We start from the raw sequence: 26,669 nt of genomic DNA on the forward strand, positions 1-26,669 counted from the left end.
ACATGACCGACGCCGCCGTATCCCCCCCTCCCGTCAAGGCCAGCCCCTTCCATGAACTGGAGGTGCTGTCGGTGCGCCACTGGACCGATCAGCTGTTCAGCTTCCGCATCGCCCGGCCCGAGGATTTCCGCTTCCGCTCCGGCGAGTTCGTGATGATCGGCCTGCCTAGCGAGGATGGCGGCAAGCCGATCCTGCGCGCCTATTCCATCGCCAGCCCGCACTGGGACGAGGAGCTGGAGTTCCTGTCCATCGCCGTGCCCGACGGGCCGCTGACCTCGCGGCTGGTCAAGATCAAGCCGGGCGACACCGTGCTGATGGGCAAGAAGCCGACCGGCACCCTGGTGCTGGATGCCCTGACGGGCGGAGAGCGGCTGTGGCTGATCGGGACGGGCACGGGCCTGGCCCCCTGGCTGTCAGTGGCGCGCGACCCCGATACCTATGCCCGGTTCGGTCAGGTCATCGTCTGCCATACGGTGCGTAACGTCGCGGACCTGGCCTACCGCGACTTCTTCACCGCCGGCATCCACGACGACCCCCTGATCGGCGAGGAGGCCAAGGCCCAGCTGGTCTATTATCCCACCGTGACGCGCGAGCGGTTCGAGACGCCGGGCAGGATCACCGAACGGATCAAGTCGGGAGACGTCTTTACCGACCTGGGCCTGCCCGTCGGGTTTTCGCCCAATACCGACCGCGTCATGCTGTGCGGTTCGATGGCCATGATCAAGCAAGCTGGCGAATTATTGGAAACCTATGGCCTGAAGGAAGGCTCGAACGCCGAACCGGGCGACTATGTGCTGGAGCGCGCCTTTGTCGGATGACCGCTATAAATCCGCTCATCCCGGCGAAAGCCGGGACCCAGTATTTTGGGTGAACGGTGCGACCGTGTTGGCAAACCCTTCAGTCCTGAAATGCCTGCGTCAAGCTGGACAGAACTGGATCCCGGCTTTCGCCGGGATGAGCGGAGCGTTTTAAGTGGGCGCTCCCAAGAGCATCACCATTGATTCCCGCACGGCGCCGGAGGCCTGCGAGACGATGGCCCAGGTGCGCCAGGGCGTCGACGCCCTGGACCGCGCCCTGGTGACCCTGCTGGGCGAGCGCCAGCGCTACATGCACGCCGCCGCGCGCATCAAGCCCAGCCGCGACGTGGTCCATGACGACGCGCGCATCGAGGATGTCGTGAGCAAAGTGCTGGCCGCCGCCGGGCCCGCCGGCCTGTCGCCCGACATCGCCGAGCCCGTGTGGCGCACCCTGATCGACCGCTGCATCGCCCACGAGCTCGCGGTCTGGGACCGGACGCGAGGCTAGGCTCTCAAGCTCTTCAGCATCAGCGCGTGGCGATAGGCGGCCACGTCGGCCAGAGCCGCATCCAGGGCATCGCGCACCCGGTCAAGCCGGGGCGAGACGGTGGCCCTGGTCTCACCCTCGGCCCGCGCACACGCCTCGGCCAGGGCCTTGGCCCCGATCCCGGCTGCAGCCCCCCGGATCGTATGCACCGCATCGCGCCAGCCGTCGTTTCGCGCATCCAGCATCGGCGACCAGAGCGAGGCCTGCTGGACAAACAGACCCAGCACCTCCTCGCCGATAGCGTCATCACCGGCCGTCATGGCTTCCAGCACGGTGAAATCCACCGCCCCCGATATGTCGCGCAATGCCATGTCGTTCACTCCCGGCTACGCAGCGGTGGTTATCATGATCGCCAGCTTGACCGTAAGCCACCTGCGACAAACCGGAACGCCGGATCGAAACGCCTTGCCTTGACCGCCGTTGCCCTCTACATCCGCCCGTTCTCGCCAGTCCCGCCCCGGGACAACCGGGACGGCACGGGCCTTGCGAGGCCTGCCCCGACGACATGGTACGGGTGATTAGCTCAGTTGGTAGAGCAGCTGACTCTTAATCAGCGGGTCGTAGGTTCGAACCCTACATCACCCACCATGGTCCCGAATCCTCCTTAAATATCAAAATGGCCTTGCTCCGCGGTTGTTTGCGCCTACGCTGTGGTGTGTACTTGGTGTGTATGTGAACCCTCGATGGCGCTCCGATTTGGGCTGACACGTAAGCGGCAGAAGAGCCCTTCCGGGAAGTGGGAGCAGATCCCCAATGCGCCGTATCACATGCGCCGCGCCGTCCCTCCCGACGTCCGTCATGCTTTCCCAACACGCTGGCTCATGAAGAGCACAGGCACCGCTGACTACGCCCGCGCCGAGCGCTTGGCTGAGGGCATATGGCGCGGCTGGGACCAGGCCATTGCAGAGGCGCGGCGGTTCGGACCTGGCCCTCTTGCCGACCTCCCTGCGCTCCTACGAGCAATTGATGACTGGCGCGCGACCGAGACGATGGCCTTGAAGGCTACGTCAACGGTGGACGTCGCCTCACGCCCTCTTGTCCGGAACCTGCGAACGGCGCTTGGAATTCCGAGAGGTGAAATGGCCATCGACATTCCGACCGTGATCACTGTCGGGCCGGAAGTTGGCCTTTCCGCTCGCCAGTGGGCGCTGAGATTTTTTGAGCATCGGCCCGAGCTGTCTTCAGACCCTCACCCCTCGGCATCACTTACGAGCCTCTTGCGGGGCCGTCTCCAATCGATGGCTGTCGACCCAAGCCTTTGGCAGGACATCGAGGGCTTCGATCGGACCTTGCTGCAAGCTTCCCAGGACGCTGGGCTCAGCCTGAGGGTTCCCATTTCGGTGGTGGAGCAGGCCCGGCCTGCATTCGCTCGAGCATGGCTCGAAGTGGTGCAACTGGAAGAATCGTCACGATCAATCGCTGCTAGTATCCTGGCGGCTGCAGACGCTGTAGCTCGCGCGCCGGACCAGCTCATCATAGCGCCGGGCCCTACATCCTATATCCCGCGCGCCGACGACAGAACGGTCGCCGAACTGATTGAGACTTATCAGGCCGAAAAGGCTGCGAAGAACGGGCAAGCCGCCGCAGACAAGGCTGGTGCCCACATCTTTCGTGCGCTGAAGGAAGTCCTGGGGGCTGACAAACCCGTCCGGTCGATCACCAGGGACGACGCCATCGCTGTCAAAAAGTTCCTCCAGATGGTGCCGGCCAACGCGTCCAAGCTCTATCCTAATGTGCCGCTATCAGAAGCGATCAGGCTGGGTGAACGAGATGGACGCGCTCGCCTGAGCGTCGGGACAGTGAGGTCATACGTCATTGCGATGTCCTCGCTCTTCAACTGGGCAGTGAAGATCAGGCGACTGATGGACTTCAACCCGGCGATCGGGCTCGCCGGTCCTGCTACCATCACCGTGCAACGTCGCGGCTTCAGCCCATCTGAGCTCATACAGCTCTTTGACAGCCTGAAGCAGTTCAAGGGCTCCCCCCAGCCATCGAGGTATTGGGTCCCGGCGCTGTGCCTTGGCGGAGCCCGCTTGGGCGAAATCTGTCAGCTAAAGACCGCGGACGTGAAGATCGATGACGGGGTAGCCTATCTGGATCTCTCACTCTTCAAGGATGGGATCCGGTCCAACGATAAAAGGCTGAAGAACCGCGCCAGCGAACGAGCAGCCCCCATCCACCCGATCGTCATCGGTGCCGGCTTTTTAGAGTTCGTGGCCGCTAGGAAGGCCGCTGGTGACGACCGCTTGTTCCCGGAGCTCCAGTTCAGCGAGTTGCATGGATATGGTGGCAAATTCTCCAAGTGGTTTGGCCTCCATCTGACAGCTATCGGCCTCAGTGACCGCACCCTCGTGTTTCACTCCCTGCGCCACCTGTTCAGGGAGCAGGCACGGAACGTCGGCCTGACTGAAGAGATCGCCGACGCGATCGGCGGCTGGACCGCGAAGACAACGGGCCGGCGATACGGGCGTCAGCATGTGGCGACGCTAGACCGCGAACTGGCGCGGATTAAGTTCCAGGGCTTGTCCTTAATTTAGGGGCTGTCGCCACAGCGATGTCATGTTCCTTGACCCGACCATGGGGACAGGTCATGCAGTGGTGCAGCCGGACACACAGCAAATGCGGATCGAGGACAGCGCCACCTAGCGTCGAGCCGACCCTGCCGCACCACCCTAGCAAGTATTCGTCTCTTTATGAGCGTCTCGTGCTGGCTGTATTTGATATGTAAACACGTGATTGCTTCTGTTGCGGCTAACGTTGCTACCCTGTTTCTTGACATTCGCGGCGATCCGTGAGATGAACACTATCAATAGCGAACGTACGCTGTTCTGCGCGTCAAACTATACGACGCCTCATCTCCCAAAATCCCAACAGCCGACGCCCTTTCGGGCGCAAGGAGCAATAGTGAATTTCGAAAACATGCCTCACGCCGACGCCACGGCTTTGCTGTCGACCATTTGGTTGAAGACGTTGAACCAGGAGATCTCAGCCTTGGCCGAAAAGAAGGGGGTCCTGCCTGGTGCCATGGACGACGTCATCGAACGCGCGCGCGGCCACTTTGTCCTGAGCGCCAACGGTGATCTTCGTGGGAAGGACGGCATCACACCGCATGGTTGGCTTGCCTTCGTGCTGCCTCGCGCTGCGCCGCATCTGTACGGCATCGATGCTGAGGCGGACCCGGAATACAGCCAGCCCCAACCGACAGCTCCGCGGGTGAGTGCCCGCGAGCGGCTCGACCAGGCCAACGGTGCGCCGGGGGTGCGGTTCTGATGGTCCACGAGATCGATGGCATCGAACTGGTGACGTTCGACTATTTCGCCAACAAACTTCCAGACTCGAGCAGTCGCAACGTCGAACATCTTTCAAAGAAGGGGAAGTTTCCCGCCTATATCCGGCTCAGCGAACGGGGGCCCGCTCGCTGGCGTCGGGACCTCGTGGACCAGTGGTTCGAGAAGGTACTTGCTCCGATCCTGGCAGCACGGGCGGCAGGCTCATGACCGCTTCATCAGCATGGCTGGACGAGGATGACTTCTACGACGCGGAGTTCCTCGAAATGGACGTGATTGCGGCCCTCCGCCGCTACCGTGAACACTACGGCCACCTGGCCTCTAGCGCTGACTGGCGCCACGCCCCTTGGAACCCGGAGATCAAGCTCGCTCTGCTGGTGGACAACGTGTTCAGCCGGGCGATGCAAAGCCGGAATACAGGCTGGAGGATCAAGCTCGACCGCTCGGCCGGCGGGCCGGTGAGTGGCCTTATCCTCTCGAAACAGGGGCAGGCCGCAGTCCTCAAGATCGAGCTGTCATGCGAACTTATCCGCATGTGGACGGGCGACCGGGTGGAACTGCCCCCTCTGTTCTTCGACCAGGGAGGCCAACCTATCATCCGCCAGGTTGCGGTGCTCTGCGCCGACTTCTTCGGCGATTCCGATGGTATTATGCCAAAGGTCGACTAGACCGAGCTCGGGCATCCAAGCTGCACTCTCACATACTAACAGTCAGCGCTGAAGATCCAGCGCCTACTGACTGCCTGACCGCCTGAGAGCGACCAGACACCCCCTTTACATTTTTTAGAAAGGAACCGCGCAAGCGGCACTAATCCATGCGTTTGAAGCCCAAGCCAACCTCAGACAGCGTGCGGAAGGAAAACCCCCGCCTGCACTACAAGATCGCAGACTCACAGCAGAAGACGATGGAGTACTTCAACCACCGCACCGGTCAGGTGAAGGTCGGCGGCAAGGTGCGGTTCATCGACACCGAAGATGACAAGGCCGGCTTCTACACCCGTGCTGACGCCGCAATCCTGTTTGGCCACCTCAAGGTCCTCGCCTGGACCGGAGAGGAAGTGAGCGCCTTTTCCTGGTGGCTTGCGCAGGATGATCGCCGCCAGTTCAGCGGGGTGACCTTCGACCCCGACCTGACCAAGGTGCCGAAGCATCTCTTCAATCTCTGCAAGGGCTTCAATGTGAAACCCTCCGCCAAGGCCGGAGGGTGGAGCATTCTGCAGGACCATATCCTTCGGAACTTGTGTCGGGGTGACAACGAGGCCTACCACTGGCTGCTCGACTGGTGCGCTCACCTGTTCCAGCGTCCGGGTATCAAGATCGGTGTCGCCCCGGTCCTCTACGGCAGCAAGGGCTGCGGGAAGAGCCTTTTCACGGGCATCTTGGCCGAGTGCGTCGGGCCACAATACTCGCCAGTGGCCGACAACCCCGATCTTCTGACGGGGCGCTTCAACGGTCACCTGGCTGAGGCGCTGCTGATCCGCGCCGAAGAGGCGATCCACGCCAAGGATCCTCGGCATGTCTCGCGGATGAACAACCTCATCACCGGCGTGGATTTTCAGATCGAGCGCAAGGGCATCGACGCCGTGGCGATCAAGTCAAAGGCCAACCTCATCTTCTCCACGAACATGCTGCACTCCGTGCCGGCGTCCGGGGATGAGCGCCGCTATTTCGCCCTCCACTGCGGTGACGAGAATAGGCAGGATGGAGCCTTCTTCGACGCTCTGATGAGCCAGATGAACCGCGGCGGATACGGTGCCTTCATGCACGACCTCCTCCAGCGCGACATCTCGAAGACGAACTTCAGGAAGCCGCCGTCCACCCCACTGCTCTCGATCCAGATCATTTCGTCGATGACGGGTCTCGATCGCTGGTGGGCGTCTGCGCTCGCCATGGGCACGCTCCCCTTTGTTCAGGCTCCAGAGATCGACTGCGATGAAAGCATCGAGTGGCCTGAAGAGGGTGCCTTTGAAGTTTCGACCTCGCTGCTCCAACAAAGCGCCACAGCCTTCACCCGCAACTATGCCGGCCCACCGACGCCGGAAGCCGTCGGCAAATACCTCATCACCGAGGTGAAAGGTCTGACCAAAGGGCGTCGCCAGCGCGACCGCGAGCGCGCCCGCACATACGTGTTCCCGCCGCTGGCGGAGTGCCGTGAAGACTTCCTGTCGTCACGGCCGGGGCTGCTGTTGGAACACATCACCGATCCTGTGCCAGACGTCCGCAGGGATAACCTCGGCTCCAACGTGGTGCCCCTTCAGAAGGTCGCCTAGAGAGGCCAGGGCCAGGTTCAGCGATGAGCCTGGCCCTCTTGCTATCCTGACGGCCCCCCACCGGCGGCGTCGGGATGCCGCCATGCACGCCCGTTCCTAAACCCGTCCAGGACCGCGTCGGGACTGGTGGCCAAGGTGGCCAGGTTTTTTCAGATTCCGGGAATTAGAATACCCTGAGGTCAAACGCCGTCCGCCTCCCAACTGAAAATTCCCCCGGTCACCCTGGCCACCTTTGACCTCTCCGCGTGGGCGCACGCTCCGTCCGCGGCAGCGTTAGAGGGCAAAATCTCGGCATTAACGATCTCTGTTCGTTGAGCGCTCACGGTGCCGGGGCTACCGTATACAGGCAAACGAACGTTAGCCCGTATACGGATCCCTGGATGAAACCGCCGACCGCTGTCTCTTACCTTCGAGTTTCCACCTCGAAGCAAAGTTCGTCTGGACTCGGCCGCGAGGCGCAGCGCGAAGCAGTCTCGCGCTATCTCGCGGGCTGCGGGTGCCTTCAGATCGCAGAGTTCGTCGAAACGGAAACCGGAAAGGGCGTAAATGCGCTCGCCCGCCGGCCGCAGCTGCGAGAGGCGCTTGCCCTGGCGAAACGTGAAGGAGCTACTCTCGTGATCGCCAAGATCGACCGCCTCGCTCGCAACGTTCACTTTGTGAGCGGGCTAATGGAAACTGGCGTTCCGTTCGTGGCCACCGACATGCCACATGCGGACAGGTTCCAACTTCACCTATTTGCTGCTCTGGCTGAGAAGGAAGCGGAGCAGATCAGCAGGCGAACCAAGGAGGCTCTGGCCGCAGCGAAAGCTCGCGGCATCCGACTGGGTCGAAACGCAGAGGTGCTATGCGTAAAGCACAAAAGCGACGCTCGGGACCGGCTTCGGCCTTATGTTGAGCGGCTCAGAGGCCTGGTCCGCTCCGGACATTCGGTGCGCGGAATTGCGGAAGCGTTGAATGCCGCAGGGCTGCCGTCTCCCGGGGGAGGTCGGTGGCACATAGCTACCGTCCAGCGCGCCTTGGCACGACTGTAAACGCCGAAAAGAGGTGCCCGAGGGACCCGAGGGGGCGGTGGTCGGGGGAGCAGCGCCGCAACTCCTGGCGCCTCCGAATTCCATTGAACTCTAGGGCGTTCCACAGTCGAAATAACTGCTGCTTCAACCTTGTCCCTTCTCACTTGGTAGTAGAAGGTCGTTCAGATCTACCGGTGGTTGGGGGTCAGGGTGGCGCGTTATAATCCGCATCGAAATATCGAACCCGTCCTCGCTGCGGCAGCCCAGTGGCGCGATCAGTGCCTGCTCAGCGACGACTCCATACTGACCGACGAGCAATCCGTCTGGACTCAAACGAATATTCAGGAGCTGAAGTCAGCGTTCATCGGAAATCCCGACGAAGGCGGCGACTCCTTCGTGATGAAACTGCGCGGGCAACTCAGCTCTGCCGGTCCAGGTGTAATCCAGCTCGCGTCCGAGATGCTCTGGGTCATGCTGTTGTTCCCCTCCAACATTGGAGCCGACAAGAAGCGGGAGACTATCGAGGCAATCGCATCATGGGCTCCGGGTGGGCGCCAGCTAAAGCCCAATCTCCTCGGAGATGATGTTCTCGCGGGCATCGGCTCGACGGGGGTCGGATTCAACACGCATCGCTGGCGTGAACTCGCCTACCTCATCACAATCGCTGAGGCCGCCAAGGCGCTTGGGTCCGCTGAACGCGAAGCGGCTTTCAAGGACCCTTGGGCCTTCGCCCGCTTCCTTGCGAGCGTTTCTGTTGACGGTACGCGACAACTCTCGCACGTCCTCGAGTACCTGCTTTTCCCAGATACTTTCGAGCGCGTCTCCACGGGCGAAGATAAGCGGAAAATCATCGTCGGTCTTACGGACGAAGATCCCCGGCGGGTGACCCAATGGGATCGCGAAGCCCGGGATCGCCGGCTGCTCAAGCTCCGCCAGGAACTCGGCGAAGAGAGAGGCAACAGAGACTTTGATTTCTACGAGGCGGAGCTTGCCGGCCGATGGCAGAACGCAAAGGCTGAAAAGAACGCTTTGTTCGCCGGAATAACGGCGGAAGATCTCCGTCTTCTCAGAGAGTCGCGGCGTCATGCGAAATACGCTGAGCTGACCACCGACGAGCTTCATGGATATCAACGTATTCACAAAGCATTGGGACAGCTCGGTGGGGTCGTCCTGGAAATGCTTGGCGGCTCAGGTTTCCAAGTCAGCCTTACGTCCGGTTATACGCCCCAGAGCGGCGTTCGCGGTTACATCCCCAAAGACCTTTGGTTCGGCGTGTATGCAAAGGCCAACGACGAGGCATTTGGCGGCCATCCGCAGATCTTCATGATCGCTTCGGAACGAGGCCTGGAGTTCGGTTTCGCCGCAGTCACTCATCCGAGCGATTTCTCGAACGCCCTTTTCAAAAACAAGGTGCGGGACGCCGCTCCGGCAGTCTTCAACCTCCTTCCGGCGCCGCACGATCCTGTGGCCATTGAGCTGGAAGCGAGCCTAGCTGGTGGTCCGGTTCAGTGGGACTATCGGGTCAAACAGCGCCTTGAACCCCACAAATCAGACCTCGACAGCGTCCACAGTTGGCTGAAGCGTCTTCGTGACATGCGGGACTTTCGGGACGCTGGCGGGAGCATCTCGGGCTATTTAACCGAGACTGAAGTCGACGCAGCAGACCTCGTCGAACTTGTGCGCTCGATGACGTTGGCGTTCCGGCCAATCATGGAGAGGGCGCAAGCCGGTAAAACCGTGAGCACACAGCCATCCCCTGCCCCTTCAGCGCTCCCCTCTCGGTCCATAGGGGACACGCTTGCTAGCGCCATATCGCAGCTCGAGAAGGCGAGGAAGCAGCCTTTCGAAACTGTGCCGGAACTCTGGGAAACCATGACGACGGTGGTTGAACTCCTGGACGCCCTTCCGTCCGTAAAGTCTCGGCCGCAGATTTTCGCAAAATGGTCACTTGGCAAAGGCGTTTGGGCCAAGGTTCCCTGGATTGCTTTGATGAACCGCAATGTGACGACGTCGACCCAGGAAGGTCTGTACGTTGTGTTCCTCGTCGCCGAGGACCTGTCCCGCATCTACCTGACGCTCAACCAGGGCATGACCCAGCTGGTGAAACTCAACGGCGAAGCGGGAGCCGTGCGGATCCTCCGGGAAAGAGCGAGCGCGTATCGGGCGGCCGTCAGCGAACTCGCCAGCCACGGCTTCACCTTAAGCGACCAAATCGATCTAAAGACGGACAATTCGCGCGCCAAAAACTACCAACCCAGCACGATCGCATTCGCGGAGTTCGCGATCGACCACCTGCCAACAAACGAGGCGCTTGAGGCCTTTCTGGAACCTCTTCTTGCCGCCTATGACCGATTGGTCGACGCCGAAGACGGAGACGCTGAGCCCGTTATGGAGGAATATAAAGAAGCCGCCGCGGAAGCTGCGCCATTTTCGATCGACGACGCAATGGAGAAGCTGTTCCTAGACCGGGAACAGTTCGAGCAAATCCTCACCGTTTGGCAGCGGAAAAAGAACATTGTCCTTCAGGGCGCACCGGGGGTGGGCAAGTCGTATATCGCGCGGTTTCTGGCCTATACGCTGATGCGACGGCGTGACGATGCCCGGATCGAGAACATTCAGTTCCACCAGTCCTACAGCTACGAGGATTTCATTCAGGGCTTCAGACCCACCGAAAGCGGCGGCTTTGAGCGGCGAGATGGCGTGTTCTATCGCTTCTGCAAGAAAGCTGCGGCTGATCCGACCAACGTCTACGTTTTCATCATCGATGAAATGAACCGAGGGAATCTCTCCAAGATCTTTGGAGAGCTCATGCTCCTCATCGAGGCCGACAAACGCAACGCCGGTTACGGAACCCAGCTCGCCTACGCCCGGGAGGGCGAAGCTAAGTTCTATGTCCCTGACAACCTGCATGTCCTGGGCATGATGAACACGGCAGACAGATCGCTCTCTATGGTGGATTACGCGCTAAGGCGTCGCTTCGCATTCGTGACCCTCGAGCCGGCATTCTCGAGCCCTCGGTTTAAAGCGTCGTTGGCTGAACAGGATGTAACCGACCACATCGTAAATCGCCTGGTATCCAGAATGGTGTCGCTGAACGACGAGATCGGTGCTGACTCAGTCAACCTCGGACCGGGCTATAGGATTGGACACAGCTTCTTCGTGCCCAAGGACTCCGTCGGCGACAGCGAAGCTTGGTACCGGGAAGTGGTTGAAACGGAGATCGCCCCGCTCCTTGAGGAGTACTGGTTTGACGCTCCTGATAAAGCCTCGACTTGGACTGCCGAGCTGCTGGCCACTCCGTGACCATTCCGATCAGGAATCTGTATTACCTCTTCAGCTACGCCTGGGCGCAGTTTCCCGGAGGTGACGCAGTCGAGGTCGGGATCGACAAATGCCCTGATTTGCAGAACCTCTTCGGAAAGGTTCTGACTGACGGCGTGAACCGCCTAATGCGGCGTGGTCTTGATCGAGGCTACCGGGTCCACACCGAGGAAACTCGGTCGCCTCGTGGCCGGCTCCAAATGGACCAGATCGTGAAGGAGCAAACGCTGCGCCGGGGTGCCGTGATCTGCCAGTACGATGACCTCAGCCATGATGTCCTGCACAACCAGATTATCAAGGCGACCGCTCGCGTTCTAAGCCGTGGTCCCACAATGGGTACTGAGCTGGCTCACAGCCTGCGCATGGTCGAACGTACGATGGCCAATGTATCCGACGTCAGGCTTTCGGCCGACCTGTTCCGCAGGGTGCAGTTGTCCCGCCACAACGGCCAGTACGCCGTCCTCATGAAGCTATGCGAATTTGTCTTCCGTTCCACGCTTCCTGAAGAAGGTGGATCGGGCGCTCGGTTCGCGGACGTCCTGAAAGACGAAGTTCGAATGTCGAAGATTTTTGAAGAGTTTCTTCGTAATTTTTATCGACACGAACAGTCGGAATATCAAGTTTTTGCCGGAGCACTTCAATGGGATTCCGCCGGCACAACCGATGCTCTGGCCATGCAATATCTACCGAGAATGCTGACAGACATTACCCTTCGAAATCAAAATCATGCGCTTATCTTCGACGCGAAGTTTTACTCGAAGCCGTTCAAAGAGCACCACGGCTCAACTAAGATTTCTTCTGGCAATCTCTACCAGCTGCTTACCTACCTTCAGCACGCCGGCCGCACCCACCTGGGGCGCGAGATCCGCGGTGGACTAATCTACGCAGCCGTGGGTCAACCGTTAAGTCTCTCATACAAACTGCTAGGCTACCCGGTTCGCGTTGAGGCTGTCGATCTGAGTAGGCCGTGGCAAGATATCCGCCGGACCCTTCTCTCACTGGTGATTGCCGAGGCAGACTTAGATTTGATTACAACAGCCGAAGTCGGCTGAGGATGCCCGTCCAGCCCCCTCGCCTATTCAAGTATCTGTCGTTGCCCCGCCTCTCTCAAATCTTGGGCGACTTGAATATCCGTTTCACCCAGCCTGGGCACCTGAACAATCCACACGAGCTCAGCGTGATGCTAAATGCTGAGACGATCCAGGTCGACTTCTATAACCACATGGTCGCTGGCGGCTCCCCGCCCGCGGAGGCAGCTGACATCGCTCGACGCAATGCTCCGGCTCTCGTCATTGACCTCGCCAAAACCGTCGAGCGGCAACGCGCAGATCTGGGCGTGCTGAGCCTGTCCGCTGACGAAGACAACATGTTGTTGTGGGCGCACTATGGAGACGAGCACCGAGGCGCAATCATCGAGCTAGACGCCGAACAAATACTCATTTCCGATCCTAGCCCCCAGGCGGTGCAGGCGCTTCTACAGGTTCAGTACGAGTCTAGCCGGGTCGATTTCATAGCTCGGGACCTTCCCCTTTGGATGACAGTGTCTTTCAAGAGCGAGCCTTGGGCATATGAGCGTGAGTGGCGGTTGGTCAGGTCGCTGGAACTGCTTCGCGAGAAGGCTCCCAGTATCCACGTAGCGGAAATCCCTGCCGCCGCGATCAAGCGGGTCGTCTTTGGCGCTAGAGCTGACGCTCGAGCGGAAGAACCAATCTACAACGCTGCGAAAACGCGACCCGACTTGAAGCATGTGGTCTTCGAGAAAGCGTGGTTCAGTAGCAGCTTGACGAAAGTAGAGAGAACTCCGGTCGAGCAGTTTGGCTGGACGATCCTCCACGGCGAACATCACTTCGGGGACGATTGGCGATTGATCCGGCAATGGGCCGACCTCGACGCCATGCAACGATCGGAGTCGGCAGACGTCGCTGCAGCAGCGCAAAAGGCCGCACGTGAGGCAGAAAGCCATGCAGCAAAAATTCGCAACCCTAAGGCGTGAGCGCCTAAGCGCGACCAACCTTATTCATTGAGACCTTGATGTCCGCTTCCCTCCTGTCGTCCTACGATCAGCCTACCAAAGAAAGGGCCCGGAGACTTTCCCTCACGCGTGCGGTTGAGTTGGTAACGTCACGTCGCGAAGCCGCTGCGATTGTGCCGGGCGACTATCCTGAGCGCGTTCGCGAGGCCCTACTGAGCAGCGAGACCGAGGGCGACAGGATGGCGGGCGCTGCCTGCAAAGACGAAGACCTGACTTCCTGGCGCAGCTTCCGCGCCGCGGCCATCGGAGCGCGCATGCCGGGCGAGATCACAGTCGCTTACTTGGCTGGGCCCGAACCGCAGAACGACCTCGCGGTTCTACTGGAGCTGGGTGTGCGACCGGAGAACATTTGGGCGTTCGAGGCCGATGAGAATGCCGCGACCCAGGGCCTGGGCACGCTGCGCGAGTTGAGGGCGCGCGGAATCAAATTCATCCCCGCGAGCATCGAGGACTTTTTCATCGCCACACCCCGGCGTTTCGACATCATCTATTTCGATGCGTGCGGCCCATTTCCAAGTCGTAGCTCCAACACGGCTCGGGTCCTGGCAACAATGTTCCGGCACTGCGCTCTGGCACCGTTGGGAGTCCTCGTCAGCAACTTCGCCCGGCCGGACGTGTCCGGCCCTGAGGATCTTGATCGCTACAGCTTTCTGGTAGCTGCCTACCTGTACCCCAAGAGTTTTCTTGAATCGGAGAATGGGGGCAGTGTCGAGGGCCCTCAGGCCCATAGCTACGCATTCAATCTTTCACCCGATGCCGTCGAAGAATGGGGTGAAGACGAGCCGCCCAAGGACTTCGTCGAAGAGGTTAAGTCCGACTTCGAACGCTACTATGGCCTGTTCATCACGCGCAGTCTGATGGACCTAGCGACCATCGTCGCGCCGATGGCCCGTCTGCTGAGCAGCGATCTGTGGAAGGTCGCTTTCAAGGCTGATCTTGATGCCGCCATCGCTCGAGGAAAGCGCTTGGTGATCTTCAACGAAGAGGCGTTTGGCGCTGACGAGGACGATGGTGTTGAGGTCAAGTCGGCCGCAACCGAAGCGGCTTTCCCCGGGGAGTCCGCCGTCGTCGAAGGATTGGCGGGCGGGGCTGAACTCGCTGAGGAGAGATCCATCGAGCTTCCGGATTCTGACGGTGACGCTGTAGTGGACTCCGATTTGTTTTCCTTGATTTGGACGTTGGCCGCGTGTGGTTTCTACCAAGTCGACATCAATTTCGGTGCGCCACCTATAGGTGCCAAGAAGCTCGTCAGGGATTGGCACAACGCCCTCGTCGGAAAGCTACATATCCAGCACGTCAAAGATCTCAAAGATCTTATCTCGCTCTACTACGCTTGGCGCCATGATCAGGCCTTGTGGTCGGAGGCGATGCTTCGCATCGGCCAGTTTCCATACCAGGAAAGCATGCCTTTCCTTTGCGACGTCCCTACATCCGAAATCGGATTCTACCCGGCATTTGCGCAGCTAGCCTATCCCTCTCACCCGAACGTTCGTGAGACGCGGCGTTTCCGCTACGTTGCCGAGAACAAGGTGACGCCCATGTTCATGGACGTCATCGCATTTGACGAGTGCCGTTACGTCCACGACTGGATTTCGGCCCTTCACCTTACTCCCGAGGATTGGGACGACCTCTCGGCTCAGCTGACTTTCCGTTTTGCGCTCGACGGTATTGCCAAGGACAAGCGCTGGCTTGGCAACGACTTCCTCTATGGCTGCCATGTAGTAGGTGAATGTGCGGACTTCCCGATGAGTGATTTAGCCTTAAGAGAGGATTTGTCTCCTAACTCGCCGAGCATCGCCTAGCGCGACGCTGTCGAACTGCCGTAGCAGTTGCCCTCCCTGCAGCGGGGCAAACACATCGAGGCGATCCATTTGTGCCCGCGCGTTTGGCTTCAACTCCGGCAGCGTTGTTCCCGTGATTGAGCCGCCCGTTCATTTGTGGATAGCGCACTTCTGCTGCGCACGGGACCAGCCTCCACCAAACACCGACCTTGCGTTCAGGCCTAGAAGTGGACAGCTAAGCCTAGCGTGCGGTGGGAGGGCAAGCCATGCAGATTATCCAGAAGACCAACGGACCACTGTTTACAGTCATCCCCTCCCAGCGCGGGCCGTTCCCGATCGTTAATACCGCCTATTTTCTCGTGCGCGACAATTGGGACGATCACGGGTTCAAGACCCAGTACAATCTCTTTCGCTCAAAAGATCAGCAGAGGTTAGGCGACGTCAAGATCCTGAAGCGCGGCCAGGCCGAAACGAGCCTCGGCATTTTGCCAGACGGCCTCCTAACAGCCCTGCCACCTGACTACTGCTCGCTCGGCCAATCGCTCGATTATTACGAGCGGCTTGCGGAACTAGACCGCGCAGAGCGCGACGCCATCCTCGGGGCGCTGAGGGACGCGCTGTTGGATCCCGACCACGCTTCGTCGTTTCAAGCCGAACGTGGCTGGTCGATATCAGTCCGCCGCGATCTTCAAGACTTCGAACGATTGGCGACAGTGCTGCTCACTAAAGACTTCTCTTCGCTGGTCGGCATGTCTCTCCAAATGCAATTTCTACCGGCCGGCTGGACGTCGCCGCTGCATCTGGACTTCGACGCTCCCTCAGAAAATTTCGCTGGAACAAGGGCTAGGGGCGGGTCGTCAAACCGGCACAAGCTGCCGCGCCGTGTCGCCGTCCTGACCGGCCAAAATGGCTCCGGAAAGAGCACCTTACTAGCGCGCATGGCGCGCGTCCTTCACGCTTCGCCCACCGACCGGCGGAGCTCCCGCCTGCAGGACCTTGGTCGCGTCGAACCTCCTGGGGTGGGCTTTACCCGCATCCTGACGGTGTCGTTCAGCGCCTTCGATGCCTTCGAGGTGCCTGGCGTTGATGCTGCAGAACGTCGCCAGATCGCTAGCGAAATGCGCGCGGGGACCGGACGCTATGTCTTCTGTGGGCTTCGAGACATCGCAGCTGAACTGGAACAAGAGCTGGCGCAGGCGGAGGCCAGCAAGGATTCGTCTGCTGAGGAGACCTCCGGCGGAGGATGGGGCGAACGCCGGGCCGACAGTCTGCTCAAGACATTGGACGAACTTGCAGGCGAGTTTGCTCGGACCATCGCGCGCATCAACGTCGACATCGATCGCCAGTGGCTTCTGTCGTCGGCGGCCGATCTCCTCTTGGCAGACCCCTCATTCAGCGACGTAACCCCTCGCGGGCTCGACACCCTGCTCAGCTCCGATCCCAAATCTGCCTTCTTAAAATGGAGCACCGGCCACAAGATTGTACTCTTCACCCTGGCCTCCCTTGTGGCCTACGCAGAGCCGAGGTCGATGGTATTTTTGGACGAGCCGGAAGCTCACTTGCATCCCCCACTCCTGGCTGCCCTGATGCATGCAATTCGCTATGTCCTAGAAGACCTAGACGCCTTCGCTGTGGTGGCGACGCATGCGCCGGTGGTAGTTCAGGAAACGCTGTCGCAGCACGTCTTCGTCGTGCGACGTGAAGGGCGTGCATTCGGTCTCGTCGCTCCTGCAATCGAAACGTTTGGAGAGAGTATTGGCACGGTGACCGATGAGGTCTTCGGCCTCACGACCGAGTCAACTGACTATCACACGGTCCTCTCTGGTTTGTGGACCCGATTCAGGTCGGTCGATGCCATCGAGGTCCTGTTCGAAAAAGGCCTGAGTCTTCAGGCCCGCGCGTTCCTGATGACGTTGGCCGCCCGCGAGGCGACGCAAGTCTGATGTGGACGCTGCCCCAACCCACGGTCGACGACGCGTCGGATGACCTCACTGCTGCGCTCACGCTGAGGGACGGCACTTCGGTCTATCCGCTTTCGCCGCAGGAGCGTGCGGCCGTCTTTGCTGTCTACCAAGCTTATGATGCGCTCGGCGGCCAGCCCGGCGACGGCCTGGTTCCACCTGCGCTCAGCGACGCCACCCGGACGGCGCTTGAGACCGCGTATGGCCAAGTTCAAATCAACGGTCGCTTAGCGGCGCTTCGTGACCGCCTGCTTCTCAGCGTGAACGTTTGTCCTCTCTGTGGCTTCGGTGAGCCCCGCGAACTTGACCATTACCTGCCAAAATCGGTTTACAAGGCGCTCGCCATCTACGCCCGCAACCTCGTTCCTTGCTGTTCCGGCTGCAACAACGCCAAACGCGCCCTCGATCCCGCGCAGGGTCGCAGGTTCATACACCCCTATTTCGCTGCACTTCCGGCCCACACATTTCTTAGGGCCACTGCCCAGTTCGCTGACGGGAAGCTCACCGTAACCTTCGCGATCGCATCGGATGGGCTCGATCCGGCGTTGGCGGACGCTCTCAACCACCAGCTCGAGCGTCTCAGGCTGAACGACCGCTACGACCGTCAGGTGAACACCTTCCTGTTCGGCATTGCGTCCGGTCTCGAAGACCTCCTGGAGGATCGCTTTCACGCGGAGCTGCGCGCCTTCTTCACCCGGTCGGCCGCTCGCATGGCCGTCCGGTTCGGATTGAATGACTGGCGGCCCGCGACCCTTAATGCTCTCGCCGGCTGCGACGCCTTCATCCAAGGAGGAGCCCTTGTCTATTTTGGCCAGAACCCAGCGTATGGCGGTTGACCCAGCCCAGGCTCAGTCAATCCGTCCGGGAAAAGTCCGGCGCACGATGTCGTACGAGCGTCAAACGGTGCGAGAGAACGGAACCTTGGCCCTGGCTCTGGACCGCATGGACGAAACCCGCCTAGGTTGCTGCCCATGACTGCGGAGCTTGAGGACGAGCTGTCCCGGATTACCTATGACGACCTGCACGCCGCCTTGACGGGCTCGCCGGAGACCCTCGGCGTGCACCTCGAGCTGATCGAACGCGACATCGAGGTCGACGGTCACTCGGTCCGGATCCACTGCCACTGCCTGACTGTCGACGCCAACGGCCGTGTGCAGCCTAAACGGTTGGCGGCGTTCATGCGCAACGTGGTGGCCGACTACGCCATCCCGCGGTCCAAACTCGCTGCCGCCAAGAAGCGTGACGCTGAGTTCAACAGCACGGAAGCCGTAGCGGGACTCCTTGAACAGGCCAGACGTTCCTTTACCGATCTGACGAAGACGGGCGAGGGCGGCGAGATGCTGCTGTTTCTGCTCGCGGAGCGCTATCTCGGCATTCCCCAGATCCTTTGCAAGATGGATCTAAAGACGGACACCCGGATGCATTATCACGGTGCCGACGGGGTCTACGCGGGTGTAACTGACGACGGCATACTCAAGCTGTATTGGGGCGAGTCCAAGATCTACAAGTCCGCCTCGGACGCGATCCGGGATTGCTTAGCGTCTCTAGCGCCATATCTCGTGCAGCCGGAGCACGACGGTGCCGATCGGGAGCGTGACCTCATCCTCCTGAGTGACAAAGCCGACCTGAGTAATCCCGCTCTGACTCAGGCGCTTAGACAATATTTCGATCTAAGCTCTCCACTGTCCCGGCGGGTGCGCTACTGCGGCGTCGCCTTGGTCGGATTCACCTCGGACTTCTACCCCGGCGACGACGCAAAAGCGGCCGCCGACGAGATCGCGACGGCGGCGAAGGAGGCGCTCACCGAATGGAGAAAGCAGATCGGCGCGCGGCTGACGGCGGAGAAGCTGCAAGCCTTCGAGATTGAGATTTTCTGCCTTCCGCTCCCCTCCGCTGACGAGTTCCGCTCAGACTTCCTCGAAGCGATGGGTCTGACCCGGTGACGCTTCCGGAGTTGCAGGCGTGGCTGCTCGAGGAGGGCGTTCGGGAACAACTCGATGTCCTCACGCGAAGGATCGTTCGAACGGAAATCGACAATCTGGCCGAGGAGGTGACGAAGGAGCCGGACTTGGACTGGTCGCATCTCCTGCTGGCAGCAAGTATCCTGGCCCGGTCCGACACACGGGTTTATCAAGAGGCGGCCCTGCGGGTCGCCACTGCCGCCGTCTCACTTTCTTCAGACGAGGTCGTGCGAGACGCGGGCGCAGTCCTCATGGACAAGCTTGTAAACTTCCGGGCCGTCGACCTCGCTCAGGCCCGCGGCCGCATTGACGACGACCTCGAGTCACGTTTGGGCTCCGGCCTGCGCCTCGAGGCTCAGCGCCGGCGGATGGATCACTCTGTCCTGGTCGAGTCGACCGGCCACTGGCTTCAGGTCAATGATTTCCAGCAGCGGTTCTGGGAAGACGCCAGCACGCATCAATGGCTGTCCGCCTCGGCACCCACGGCGTCGGGCAAAACCTTTCTCGTCCTTCAGTGGTTGCTGGACCAGCTCCGCGCAACGGAGGCACGTGTCGCCGTCTACCTGGCGCCAACGCGGGCACTCGTGTCGGAGATCGAGACCGCCCTAAACGCCGCTGTGGGTGTCAAAGCGGACATCGAAGTGTCCTCCTTGCCCTTGCGCGAGAAGTTCGATGCGGCCACCGCTGGCGGCAAGAGGCTGATCCTAGTCTTTACGCAGGAGCGATTGCATCTGCTGATCAACGCCCTCGGCGAGGCGGTGGGCATGGACCTTCTCATCGTTGATGAAGCTCACAAGATCGGCGACGACCATCGCGGCATAATCCTGCAGGACGCAATCGAGCGCGTCGCCCGCGCCAATCCGTCGCTCAAAGTCGCCTTCATCAGCCCGGCGACTCAGAATCCGGGCGAACTCCTCGCCGACGCCCCCCCCTCTGCAGACGTCGCCAGCGTGAACAGCGACGCCCCGACCGTTTTGCAGAACCTGATCGTCGCCGAGCAGGTCCCGCGCAAACCCAAGCAGTGGCATCTGGCGCTCAAACTGCCCGGCCGCGAGCTGCCCATCGGGACCCTGAAGCTGACGAGTTCGCCTGCCGGCCTTCGCAAGCGGCTGGCGTTCATCGCCGCGGCGGCGGGCGGCGAACGAACCGGCACGCTGGTGTACGCTAATGGTGCAGCCGAGGCGGAAGAGGTGGCGGACTTCATTTCTCAACTGGTCGCCGATCCCGAGGCCGTAGACCCCGAACTCGCGGAGCTGTCCGATCTCGTCCGCAAGGGCGTTCATCCCAGATACGGTCTGGGGCCCCTCGTAGAGCGGGGCGTCGCCTTCCACTACGGCAACATGCCGTCGCTCATCAGGACCGAGGTGGAACGGCTCTTCCGCTCTGGTAAAATCCGCTTCCTCGTCTGCACCTCCACGCTCATTGAAGGGGTCAACCTGTCGTGCCGGACGATCGTGGTGCGCGGCCCCCGCAAAGGCCGGGGCAATCCTATGGAACCGCATGATTTCTGGAACCTCGCAGGTCGCGCGGGCCGATGGGGCGACGAGTTCCAGGGCAACATCATCTGCATCAATCCCAATGATCTCAAGGCGTGGCCGACGGGCGTTCCGGACCGCGCTCGCTACCCGATCAAGCGCGAGAGCGACGCCGTCCTCGACACCGGAGACGCGTTCGCGGATTATCTAGAACGGCGTGCGAACGTCGTCCTGGCCGAGCTGGATGACGCTGAGCGGTTCGAGCAGGTGGGTGGCTACCTCCTCAACACCTACATGCGCCTAGGCTCTTTGTCGGACGCGGATCTGGCGCGTCGCCACGATCCGGCAACCATCGCCCGTCTGGAGGCCAGCCTTGAGACCCTCGCCGCCTCGGTCGAAATCGACCACGCGGTGGCCGCTCGGCACTCGGGTGTCAGCGCTCTGAGTTTGCAGACCCTCCTTAACGCCTTCCGCGAATATCCGCACGACGTCGAGAATCTGCTGCCTGCACCGGTCGACAGTGAGGACAGCTACGACCGCTTTGTCACCATCATGGGCCGGATAAACGACCATCTGTTCCCCGCCTTCATGCCGCGTGGCCTGGAGCCCTATCACGCCCTCATTGTCGTCCGCTGGCTTAAGGGTCATTCCCTGGCCTCGATGATCAAGGCGAACATCAAATACCACCAAGACCACAGGCGACCCTTCAAACTCCCTGTCCTGATCCGCGATACCATGGATAAGGTCGAGCAGACCGCCCGCTTTCGAGCTCCCAAATACCTGTCCGCCTACATGGACATCCTTCATGTGCACCTTCGCGCCATCGGTCGCGAAGACTTGGTCGACACGGACTTGGACATCGGAACCCAGCTGGAGTTCGGCGTCTCTAGCTTGACGCTGCTATCGCTCATGGAGCTGGGCCTGTCCCGCATGAGCGCGGTCGCCCTTTATGAGAAGATCGCCCGCGACGACCTGACGAAGGAAGCCTGCGTTGAGTGGGTGAAGGACCGCGCCAACCGGCTCGACAGCCTGGATATTCCCGCGATCATTCTGCGCGAAGTGAGCGCCAAACTCCTGGGAGGGCAATCGGGATCGGATGTCCTCTCGTTCGCCTAATCACCAAGCTACGGAGACAGACCATGCCGGCCAAACCCATGACCCTAGGGCCACTTGAGTTCGCGAAAAAAGGCGACGCGCATGCCCATTTAAAGGACATGCTCAACCGCTACGACATCGGAGACAAGGTTGGCGCGACCGACGAGGCCGTTCTCCTAGCCGCCCTGCAGAAACATCCAGAGGCGGCCGCCAAGATCGGCCCCGGCATCACGCATTTTAGCGTCCGAAGCGCTGACTTCCGGACCAAATGTTTTTGGGTCAACCGGGTCGATGGAACCACAGAGAAGTTCTCTTACCAGACGTGCATCTACGGGCAGCCTCAATCCGGTTCCGTCTGACGGGCTACCTAATGGCCTCCGTCGTTCTCATCCCAAGCCCCCGTTAAGTTCTACTACAGTGTGTAGCGCAGTTGCCGACTAGTGCGGCTACCTGGGCGTGCTGAGAGCAGATGCCGCCGCCTACCGCTATCAGCCATGTTTGGACTCGGTCACCTACCGGCTTGGTGTGTTTTTGGTGTGTACTTCGGAGCGTATGCTGGGCAGTCCAGGTCTTGAATTCGTTGATTTTTCAGCGTTGCGCTGTGGCTGTAGTGAGTTCCCTACATCACCCACCATCGTCCTGCATTGATTTCGCTAAGCAGACGTCGAAGCGCCCCGTCCGCGCTCGGAGTGATCGCTGGTCCGTTGAATGCGCAAGACAATGGGCTCTGGCCCCGATGAATCGGGTCCAGAGCGGCCAGGGACCGCGTGCGGTCCTCCCAGGTTTCTAAGGCTCGAGCATGGCAAGACACGTCACGCCATATGACGGGCTTCGGAGAAGACCTTCGCGATTGGTCGCGTCCAGCAACTGTGTCAGCTTCTGTTCATACTGGCGCGGCCAAGGACCATTGATCGTTGGCCAGAGGGAACAGACGTCATGACCCTGCGCATTCTCGTGGCACCCTCGGGCTACAAGGAATGTCTGGAGGCCGACCGGGTTGCCGAGGCGATCGCCCAGGGCGTGTTGCGGGCCCTACCCGACGCCCGGGTGACGCGCCTGCCGCTGGTCGATGGCGGCGAAGGCTTTGCCCAGGCGATGGCCGTGGCCACAGGCGGCCGGCTTCAAGCGTTCACGGTCACTGGCCCGGTCGGACAGCCGGTGGAGGCGACCCTGGGCTGGCTGGGCGGAACGCAGACACCGACAGCCGTGGTCGAGATGGCCCAGGCCGCCGGTCTCAGACTGGTTCCGGCCGATGCGCGCGACCCGATGAAGACCACCACCCGGGGTGTCGGGGAGCTGATCCAGGCGGCGATCAAAGGCGGGGCCGAACGCATCCTGGTCGGCTGTGGCGATTCGGGGACGAATGACGGGGGCGCAGGCATGGCCCAGGCGCTGGGTCTGCGCCTGCTCGACGCGGAGGGTGGCGACATCCCGCCGGGCTGTGAAGGTCTGGCCCGCCTCGACCATATCGACATCACCGGAAGGGACCCCCGGCTGGACAAGGTTCGCATCGAGGCGATCTGCAACATCACCAATGTGCTGTGCGGTCCGCGCGGCGTCGCCCGCGTCTTTGGCCCCCAGAAAGGCGCGTCGCCCGAAACGGTCGAGCGGATGGATGCTGCCCTGGATCGCTATGCCCGGGTGGTGCAGGACGCCTTCGCCATCGATGTGCGCCAGATGCCGGGCGGGGGTGCATCCGGCGGCCTGGGCACGGGGCTGAGGGTCCTGCTGGGGGCGGAGTTGCGGTCCCGCTACGATGTGGTCCTGCCCTATTTCGATCTGGATGCCCGCCTGGCCGAGACCGATCTGGTCTTCACAGCCGAAGGAGGGATCGACCTGCAGACGCCGAACGGCAAGATTCCGGTAGAGGTCGCGCGCCGGGCCAAGCTGCGCGGGTTGCCTGTCTTCGCCCTGGCCGGGGCCGTCGGCGATCCGGCGCGTATCGTCTATCAGCACGGCGTGGACGCCTTCTTCTCGACCGCCATGCGCCCCTGCCCGATGGAGATGGCCATGGCCGAGGCCGAGGCGCAGCTGATCCTGGCGGCAGAGAATGTGATGCGCACCGTCCTGGCCGGTCGGGCCATGCCGCGCGGATGACCCTGACCCACGAAACGAAAGGCCGTCGCCGACCCTGGATCCGGCTTCTGGGACTGCTGTCGGCCTTTGCCCTGCTGACGGCGCTGGTGGTGCTGCCGGCCGACCTGTTCCAGCCGGGACGGGTGGCGCTGGCTGTGTTCGGCACGGCGGTGATCCTGTGGGCGACAACGAAGATCGAGGCCGCCTGGATCGCCCTGGCGGGGGCCGTGGCCCTGGTGCTGTTCGGCGCGGCGGACCAGCGCGACGTGACGGGCATGCTGGCCGACGACATCATCTGGCTGATGATCGGGGCCTTCGTCATCGGCGCGGCCTTCGAAAGCTCGGGCCTGGCCGCGCGCCTGACCGCGGCGGTCGCGTCGCGGGCGCGCACGACCGGGCAGCTGTTCTGGCTGACGACGCTGGCCCTGATCCCGCTGACCTTCCTGATCCCGTCGACATCGGGCAGGGCGGCGGCGACCCTGCCGGCCCTCAACGGCTTCTTCGGCGTGGAGCGGGGCCGGGCGGCGGAACGCGGACGTCGGGCCTATGCCATCCTGATCCCCACCATCATCCTGGTGGCGACCACGGCGGCCCTGACCGGCGCGGGCTCGCACCTGCTGGCCGAAGACCTGTTGTATCAACGGATCGGCGAGCGGTTCGGCTTTGCGCAATGGGCCCTGTGGGGCCTGCCTTTCGCCCTGGCAGCTTCGCTGGCGTCATGCTGGGTCGTGCTGCGGCTGTTCCTGAACGGTCCGGAACGGGCGGCACCCGTTCCGCTTCTAGCCCGTAGCGACACGCCCATGAGCCGGGCCGAATGGACGACACTGGCCATTGCGGCCGTCACCTTCGGCCTGTGGTTCACCACCCAGTGGCACGGCTATCGCATCGCCAGCGTCGCGGTCGTGGCCATGATCGCCCTGACCGCCCCGCGCCTGGGCGTGCTGAAGTTCAAGGCGGCGATGAAGGCGGTGAACTGGTCGCTGGTCCTGTTCGTGGGGGCGGCGCTGGTTCTGGGCCAGGCCCTGATCAATACCCAGGCGGCCGGGTGGCTGATCGGCGCGATGTTCGACATTGCCAATCTAAACACCATCAGGGGCGGCAATGCGCCCGAGATCGCCGTCATCGCGGCCATCGCCGTGATCAGCCTGGCGTCACACCTGTTCATGACCAGCCACGTGGCCCGCACCGCAGCCCTGGGGCCGCCCTTCATCCTGATGGCCCAGACGGCCGAGCTCAATCCGGTGGCTGTGCTGTTCATCGCCACAGCGGGCATGAACTACTGCCTGACGCTTCCGGTCTGTTCCAAGGCGCTGCTGCTGTTCCAGGATGCGGATGGCGTCACCTTCCGCCCGCGCGATCTGATGCGGCTCAGCGCCATCCTGACGCCGGTGCACCTGTTGCTGATGATCGTCTTCTATTTCGCCTGGTGGAAGTGGACGGGGCTGGCGCTGTCCACCTGATGGTCAGTCGTCGTCGTCGCGGTCGTTCGCGCGGTCGACCCGGGTCACGCGACCGTCGCGGTTGATGTCGATTTCCAGCTTGCGACCCCGCTGGTCGCGACCCTCGATTTCCCAGCCTCCATCGTCCTGCTCGATCTCGTCGACCCGGACCATGCCGTAGCCGCGCGCTATCTGCAGGGCGCGGGCCTCGCTTATACCCTGACGGACCGCCGGGCGCTCACGATCCTGCGCCGTGACGGACGCCGGCAGGCTGAAGGCCAGGGCCGCGACCGTCAGGGTCAATAGGTGCAGTCTCATGGCGTCCTCCTGGTCAGCGGTCTGCCGTCAGAAATACTCGGCATTGGCCGGGCACTGGGCCGCCAGTCGCCGTGCGGTGATGGTCGCGGGGATGAAGGGGCTCCAGATACCCGCCGCCTTGACCGAGGCCCCGCCGCGGAAGCTGAACTGCTCGGCCTGATAGGTGCCGTTCAGGCGCACGCGGGCCTGACGACCACTGCGCGAGACGCAGTTGCCCTCGAACCGGGCATTGCCGTTGCCGACCTGACGCACCGGATAGGTGCACTGATAGTGGCGCGTCGACAGGCCGCCGAAGAATCGGTTGATCTCGCTGGGGCGCACGCACTTCGTCTCGGTGTCCCGCTGACCCAGGGCACTGGTGGTGTATTCCCAGTATCCAGGCAGGACCGGCGGCGCGGCCGTCGCGGCGGCCTGATAGGAGGGGCCGGCCATCGGCGCAGCGGCCGGCGCGGCCAGGAACAGGGCCCCGGCGATCACGGGCGCGGCGGTGGCCAGGACGCGGCTGAAGACACGGCTGGGCTTGCGAGACATGGCGGGTCTTTCGACAGAAGGGCGTTTCATCATTAGAGCGGATACAGGGGCGCAATTGAACGGGGCCTGAACGGGCGCGAAACCCTTGACGCGGCGGGGCACCCTCCTCTATACGGCCCCCTCTCGCGCAGGAGCCCCGTTCCTGCGCGCAATCATTTCATGCGTCCATACGCTTCGTGGACGCCTCTGCCCAAGGATAGTCCCATGTCGCGTCGCTGCGAACTCACCGGTATCGGCCCCATGGTCGGCCACAGCGTGAGCCACTCGAACGTCAAGACCAAGCGCCGCTTCCTGCCGTCGCTGAAGACGGTCAAGGTCGCCTCGGAAGCCCTGGGCCAGACCTTCAGCCTGCGGATCTCGAACGCCGCCCTGCGCACCCTGGACTACAAGGGTGGCCTGGACCCCTTCATCGTCAAGGCCCGCGACGAGCAACTGTCGATGGCCGCCCAGCGCATCAAGCGCCAGGTCAAGGCCAAGCTGGCCGAGCAAGCCACCGCCGCCTGATCGGCGACGACATCAAGATGTGAAGAGGGCCGGTGGAAACACCGGCCTTTTTCTTTGGGCGGATGGGGAACGGGGCTACCGACCTAATGCAGATCGGGCGGCACATAGGGCGGAAGCAGACGCGCTGAAGGTCCGCTGTGGGTGATGGGGTGGACGCCCCCCGACGGCATCGATGTGCCAGAGTGAGGGTGTTGAACAACACTCGAGGAGGCGTCCATGGGACAGGTTAGCACTGTTGGTCTGGATCTCGCCAAGAGCATCTTTC

The 26,669-nt window shown here is 61.7% G+C and carries 23 protein-coding genes, 1 tRNA gene and 1 pseudogene; 22 read left to right on the forward strand and 3 right to left on the reverse strand.

The genetic code is table 11. The annotated features are described in order from the left end of the window. Nucleotides 1-2: 2 nt before the first annotated feature. Nucleotides 3-818: a ferredoxin--NADP reductase gene (locus tag WC585_RS10870; RefSeq protein ID WP_373257999.1), complete on the forward strand. Its 816-nt coding sequence runs from the start codon at nt 3-5 to the stop codon at nt 816-818. A 214-nt stretch (nt 819-1,032) separates the two neighbouring features. After that, a complete protein-coding gene (locus WC585_RS10875; protein ID WP_373258024.1) occupies nt 1,033-1,305 on the forward strand; it encodes a chorismate mutase in 273 nt (90 codons plus the stop codon). On the opposite strand, the gene WC585_RS10880 is transcribed toward WC585_RS10875, so the two are convergent. Further along, on the reverse strand, nt 1,302-1,655 hold the full coding sequence (locus WC585_RS10880) for an Hpt domain-containing protein (RefSeq protein WP_373258000.1): 354 nt from the start codon (nt 1,653-1,655) through the stop codon (nt 1,302-1,304). The genes WC585_RS10875 and WC585_RS10880 overlap by 4 nt on opposite strands. A gap of 201 nt (nt 1,656-1,856) precedes the next feature. Here WC585_RS10880 and WC585_RS10885 point away from each other — a divergent pair. The 19 genes and pseudogenes from WC585_RS10885 (at nt 1,857) to WC585_RS10975 (ending at nt 25,072) form a co-directional block, all read left to right on the forward strand. Continuing rightward, nucleotides 1,857-1,932: transfer RNA gene (locus tag WC585_RS10885), tRNA-Lys, on the forward strand. Nucleotides 1,933-2,111: 179 nt separating this feature from the next. After that, nucleotides 2,112-2,249: pseudogene (locus tag WC585_RS10890) on the forward strand (DUF6538 domain-containing protein); the annotation flags it as partial. A gap of 174 nt (nt 2,250-2,423) precedes the next feature. Then, nucleotides 2,424-3,881: a site-specific integrase gene (locus WC585_RS10895; protein WP_373258025.1), complete on the forward strand. Its 1,458-nt coding sequence runs from the start codon at nt 2,424-2,426 to the stop codon at nt 3,879-3,881. Nucleotides 3,882-4,248: 367 nt separating this feature from the next. Then, complete coding sequence (locus tag WC585_RS10900) at nt 4,249-4,614, forward strand: hypothetical protein (protein ID WP_373258001.1); 366 nt, start codon at nt 4,249-4,251, stop codon at nt 4,612-4,614. Then, nucleotides 4,614-4,841, forward strand: a complete 228-nt coding sequence (locus WC585_RS10905) for a helix-turn-helix transcriptional regulator (protein WP_373258002.1) — start codon at nt 4,614-4,616, stop codon at nt 4,839-4,841. The genes WC585_RS10900 and WC585_RS10905 overlap by 1 nt, the downstream gene beginning before the upstream one ends. After that, complete coding sequence (locus WC585_RS10910; RefSeq protein ID WP_373258003.1) at nt 4,838-5,299, forward strand: hypothetical protein; 462 nt, start codon at nt 4,838-4,840, stop codon at nt 5,297-5,299. Before WC585_RS10905 ends, WC585_RS10910 begins: the two co-directional genes overlap by 4 nt. Nucleotides 5,300-5,445: 146 nt before the next feature. Next, nucleotides 5,446-6,900, forward strand: a complete 1,455-nt coding sequence (locus tag WC585_RS10915) for a primase-helicase family protein (RefSeq protein ID WP_373258004.1) — start codon at nt 5,446-5,448, stop codon at nt 6,898-6,900. 380 nt (nt 6,901-7,280) lie between these two features. Next, nucleotides 7,281-7,931: a recombinase family protein gene (locus WC585_RS10920; RefSeq protein ID WP_373258005.1), complete on the forward strand. Its 651-nt coding sequence runs from the start codon at nt 7,281-7,283 to the stop codon at nt 7,929-7,931. Between the two features lie 189 nt (nt 7,932-8,120). Then, complete coding sequence (locus tag WC585_RS10925; RefSeq protein WP_373258006.1) at nt 8,121-11,213, forward strand: MrcB family domain-containing protein; 3,093 nt, start codon at nt 8,121-8,123, stop codon at nt 11,211-11,213. Continuing rightward, a complete protein-coding gene (locus WC585_RS10930; protein WP_373258007.1) occupies nt 11,210-12,283 on the forward strand; it encodes a hypothetical protein in 1,074 nt (357 codons plus the stop codon). Before WC585_RS10925 ends, WC585_RS10930 begins: the two co-directional genes overlap by 4 nt. A gap of 71 nt (nt 12,284-12,354) precedes the next feature. Next, a complete protein-coding gene (locus WC585_RS10935; RefSeq protein WP_373258008.1) occupies nt 12,355-13,224 on the forward strand; it encodes a DUF2971 domain-containing protein in 870 nt (289 codons plus the stop codon). Nucleotides 13,225-13,262: 38 nt separating this feature from the next. Further along, nucleotides 13,263-15,065: a class I SAM-dependent methyltransferase gene (locus WC585_RS10940; RefSeq protein WP_373258009.1), complete on the forward strand. Its 1,803-nt coding sequence runs from the start codon at nt 13,263-13,265 to the stop codon at nt 15,063-15,065. 245 nt (nt 15,066-15,310) lie between these two features. After that, nucleotides 15,311-16,987 (forward strand): AAA family ATPase, encoded by a 1,677-nt coding sequence (locus WC585_RS10945; RefSeq protein ID WP_373258010.1) that lies wholly within the window; start codon nt 15,311-15,313, stop codon nt 16,985-16,987. Beyond that, on the forward strand, nt 16,987-17,841 hold the full coding sequence (locus WC585_RS10950; RefSeq protein ID WP_373258011.1) for an HNH endonuclease: 855 nt from the start codon (nt 16,987-16,989) through the stop codon (nt 17,839-17,841). The genes WC585_RS10945 and WC585_RS10950 overlap by 1 nt, the downstream gene beginning before the upstream one ends. Nucleotides 17,842-17,976: 135 nt before the next feature. Next, on the forward strand, nt 17,977-18,948 hold the full coding sequence (locus WC585_RS10955; RefSeq protein WP_373258012.1) for a DUF1837 domain-containing protein: 972 nt from the start codon (nt 17,977-17,979) through the stop codon (nt 18,946-18,948). Continuing rightward, on the forward strand, nt 18,945-21,557 hold the full coding sequence (locus tag WC585_RS10960; RefSeq protein WP_373258013.1) for a DEAD/DEAH box helicase: 2,613 nt from the start codon (nt 18,945-18,947) through the stop codon (nt 21,555-21,557). The genes WC585_RS10955 and WC585_RS10960 overlap by 4 nt, the downstream gene beginning before the upstream one ends. Before the next feature lie 23 nt (nt 21,558-21,580). Beyond that, nucleotides 21,581-21,895: a DCL family protein gene (locus WC585_RS10965; RefSeq protein WP_373258014.1), complete on the forward strand. Its 315-nt coding sequence runs from the start codon at nt 21,581-21,583 to the stop codon at nt 21,893-21,895. 577 nt (nt 21,896-22,472) lie between these two features. After that, nucleotides 22,473-23,633, forward strand: a complete 1,161-nt coding sequence (locus WC585_RS10970) for a glycerate kinase (RefSeq protein ID WP_373258015.1) — start codon at nt 22,473-22,475, stop codon at nt 23,631-23,633. Then, nucleotides 23,630-25,072 carry an SLC13 family permease gene (locus tag WC585_RS10975; RefSeq protein WP_373258016.1) on the forward strand — a complete coding sequence of 481 codons (1,443 nt, stop codon included), beginning with the start codon at nt 23,630-23,632 and terminating at the stop codon, nt 25,070-25,072. The genes WC585_RS10970 and WC585_RS10975 overlap by 4 nt, the downstream gene beginning before the upstream one ends. 3 nt (nt 25,073-25,075) lie before the next feature. Here WC585_RS10975 and WC585_RS10980 read toward each other — a convergent pair whose 3' ends face one another. Both WC585_RS10980 and WC585_RS10985 read right to left on the reverse strand, forming a co-directional pair. Next, nucleotides 25,076-25,369: a PepSY domain-containing protein gene (locus tag WC585_RS10980; RefSeq protein ID WP_373258017.1), complete on the reverse strand. Its 294-nt coding sequence runs from the start codon at nt 25,367-25,369 to the stop codon at nt 25,076-25,078. 27 nt (nt 25,370-25,396) lie between these two features. Continuing rightward, nucleotides 25,397-25,900, reverse strand: coding sequence for a DUF3617 domain-containing protein (locus WC585_RS10985; protein WP_373258018.1), 504 nt, complete (start codon nt 25,898-25,900; stop codon nt 25,397-25,399). Nucleotides 25,901-26,104: 204 nt separating this feature from the next. Between WC585_RS10985 and rpmB the strand changes: the two genes are divergently transcribed. Continuing rightward, nucleotides 26,105-26,404: a 50S ribosomal protein L28 gene (rpmB, locus tag WC585_RS10990; protein ID WP_292170981.1), complete on the forward strand. Its 300-nt coding sequence runs from the start codon at nt 26,105-26,107 to the stop codon at nt 26,402-26,404. Nucleotides 26,405-26,669 lie beyond the last annotated feature (265 nt).

It is taken from the genome of Brevundimonas sp., assembly GCF_041648055.1.
Lineage (GTDB): Bacteria > Pseudomonadota > Alphaproteobacteria > Caulobacterales > Caulobacteraceae > Brevundimonas.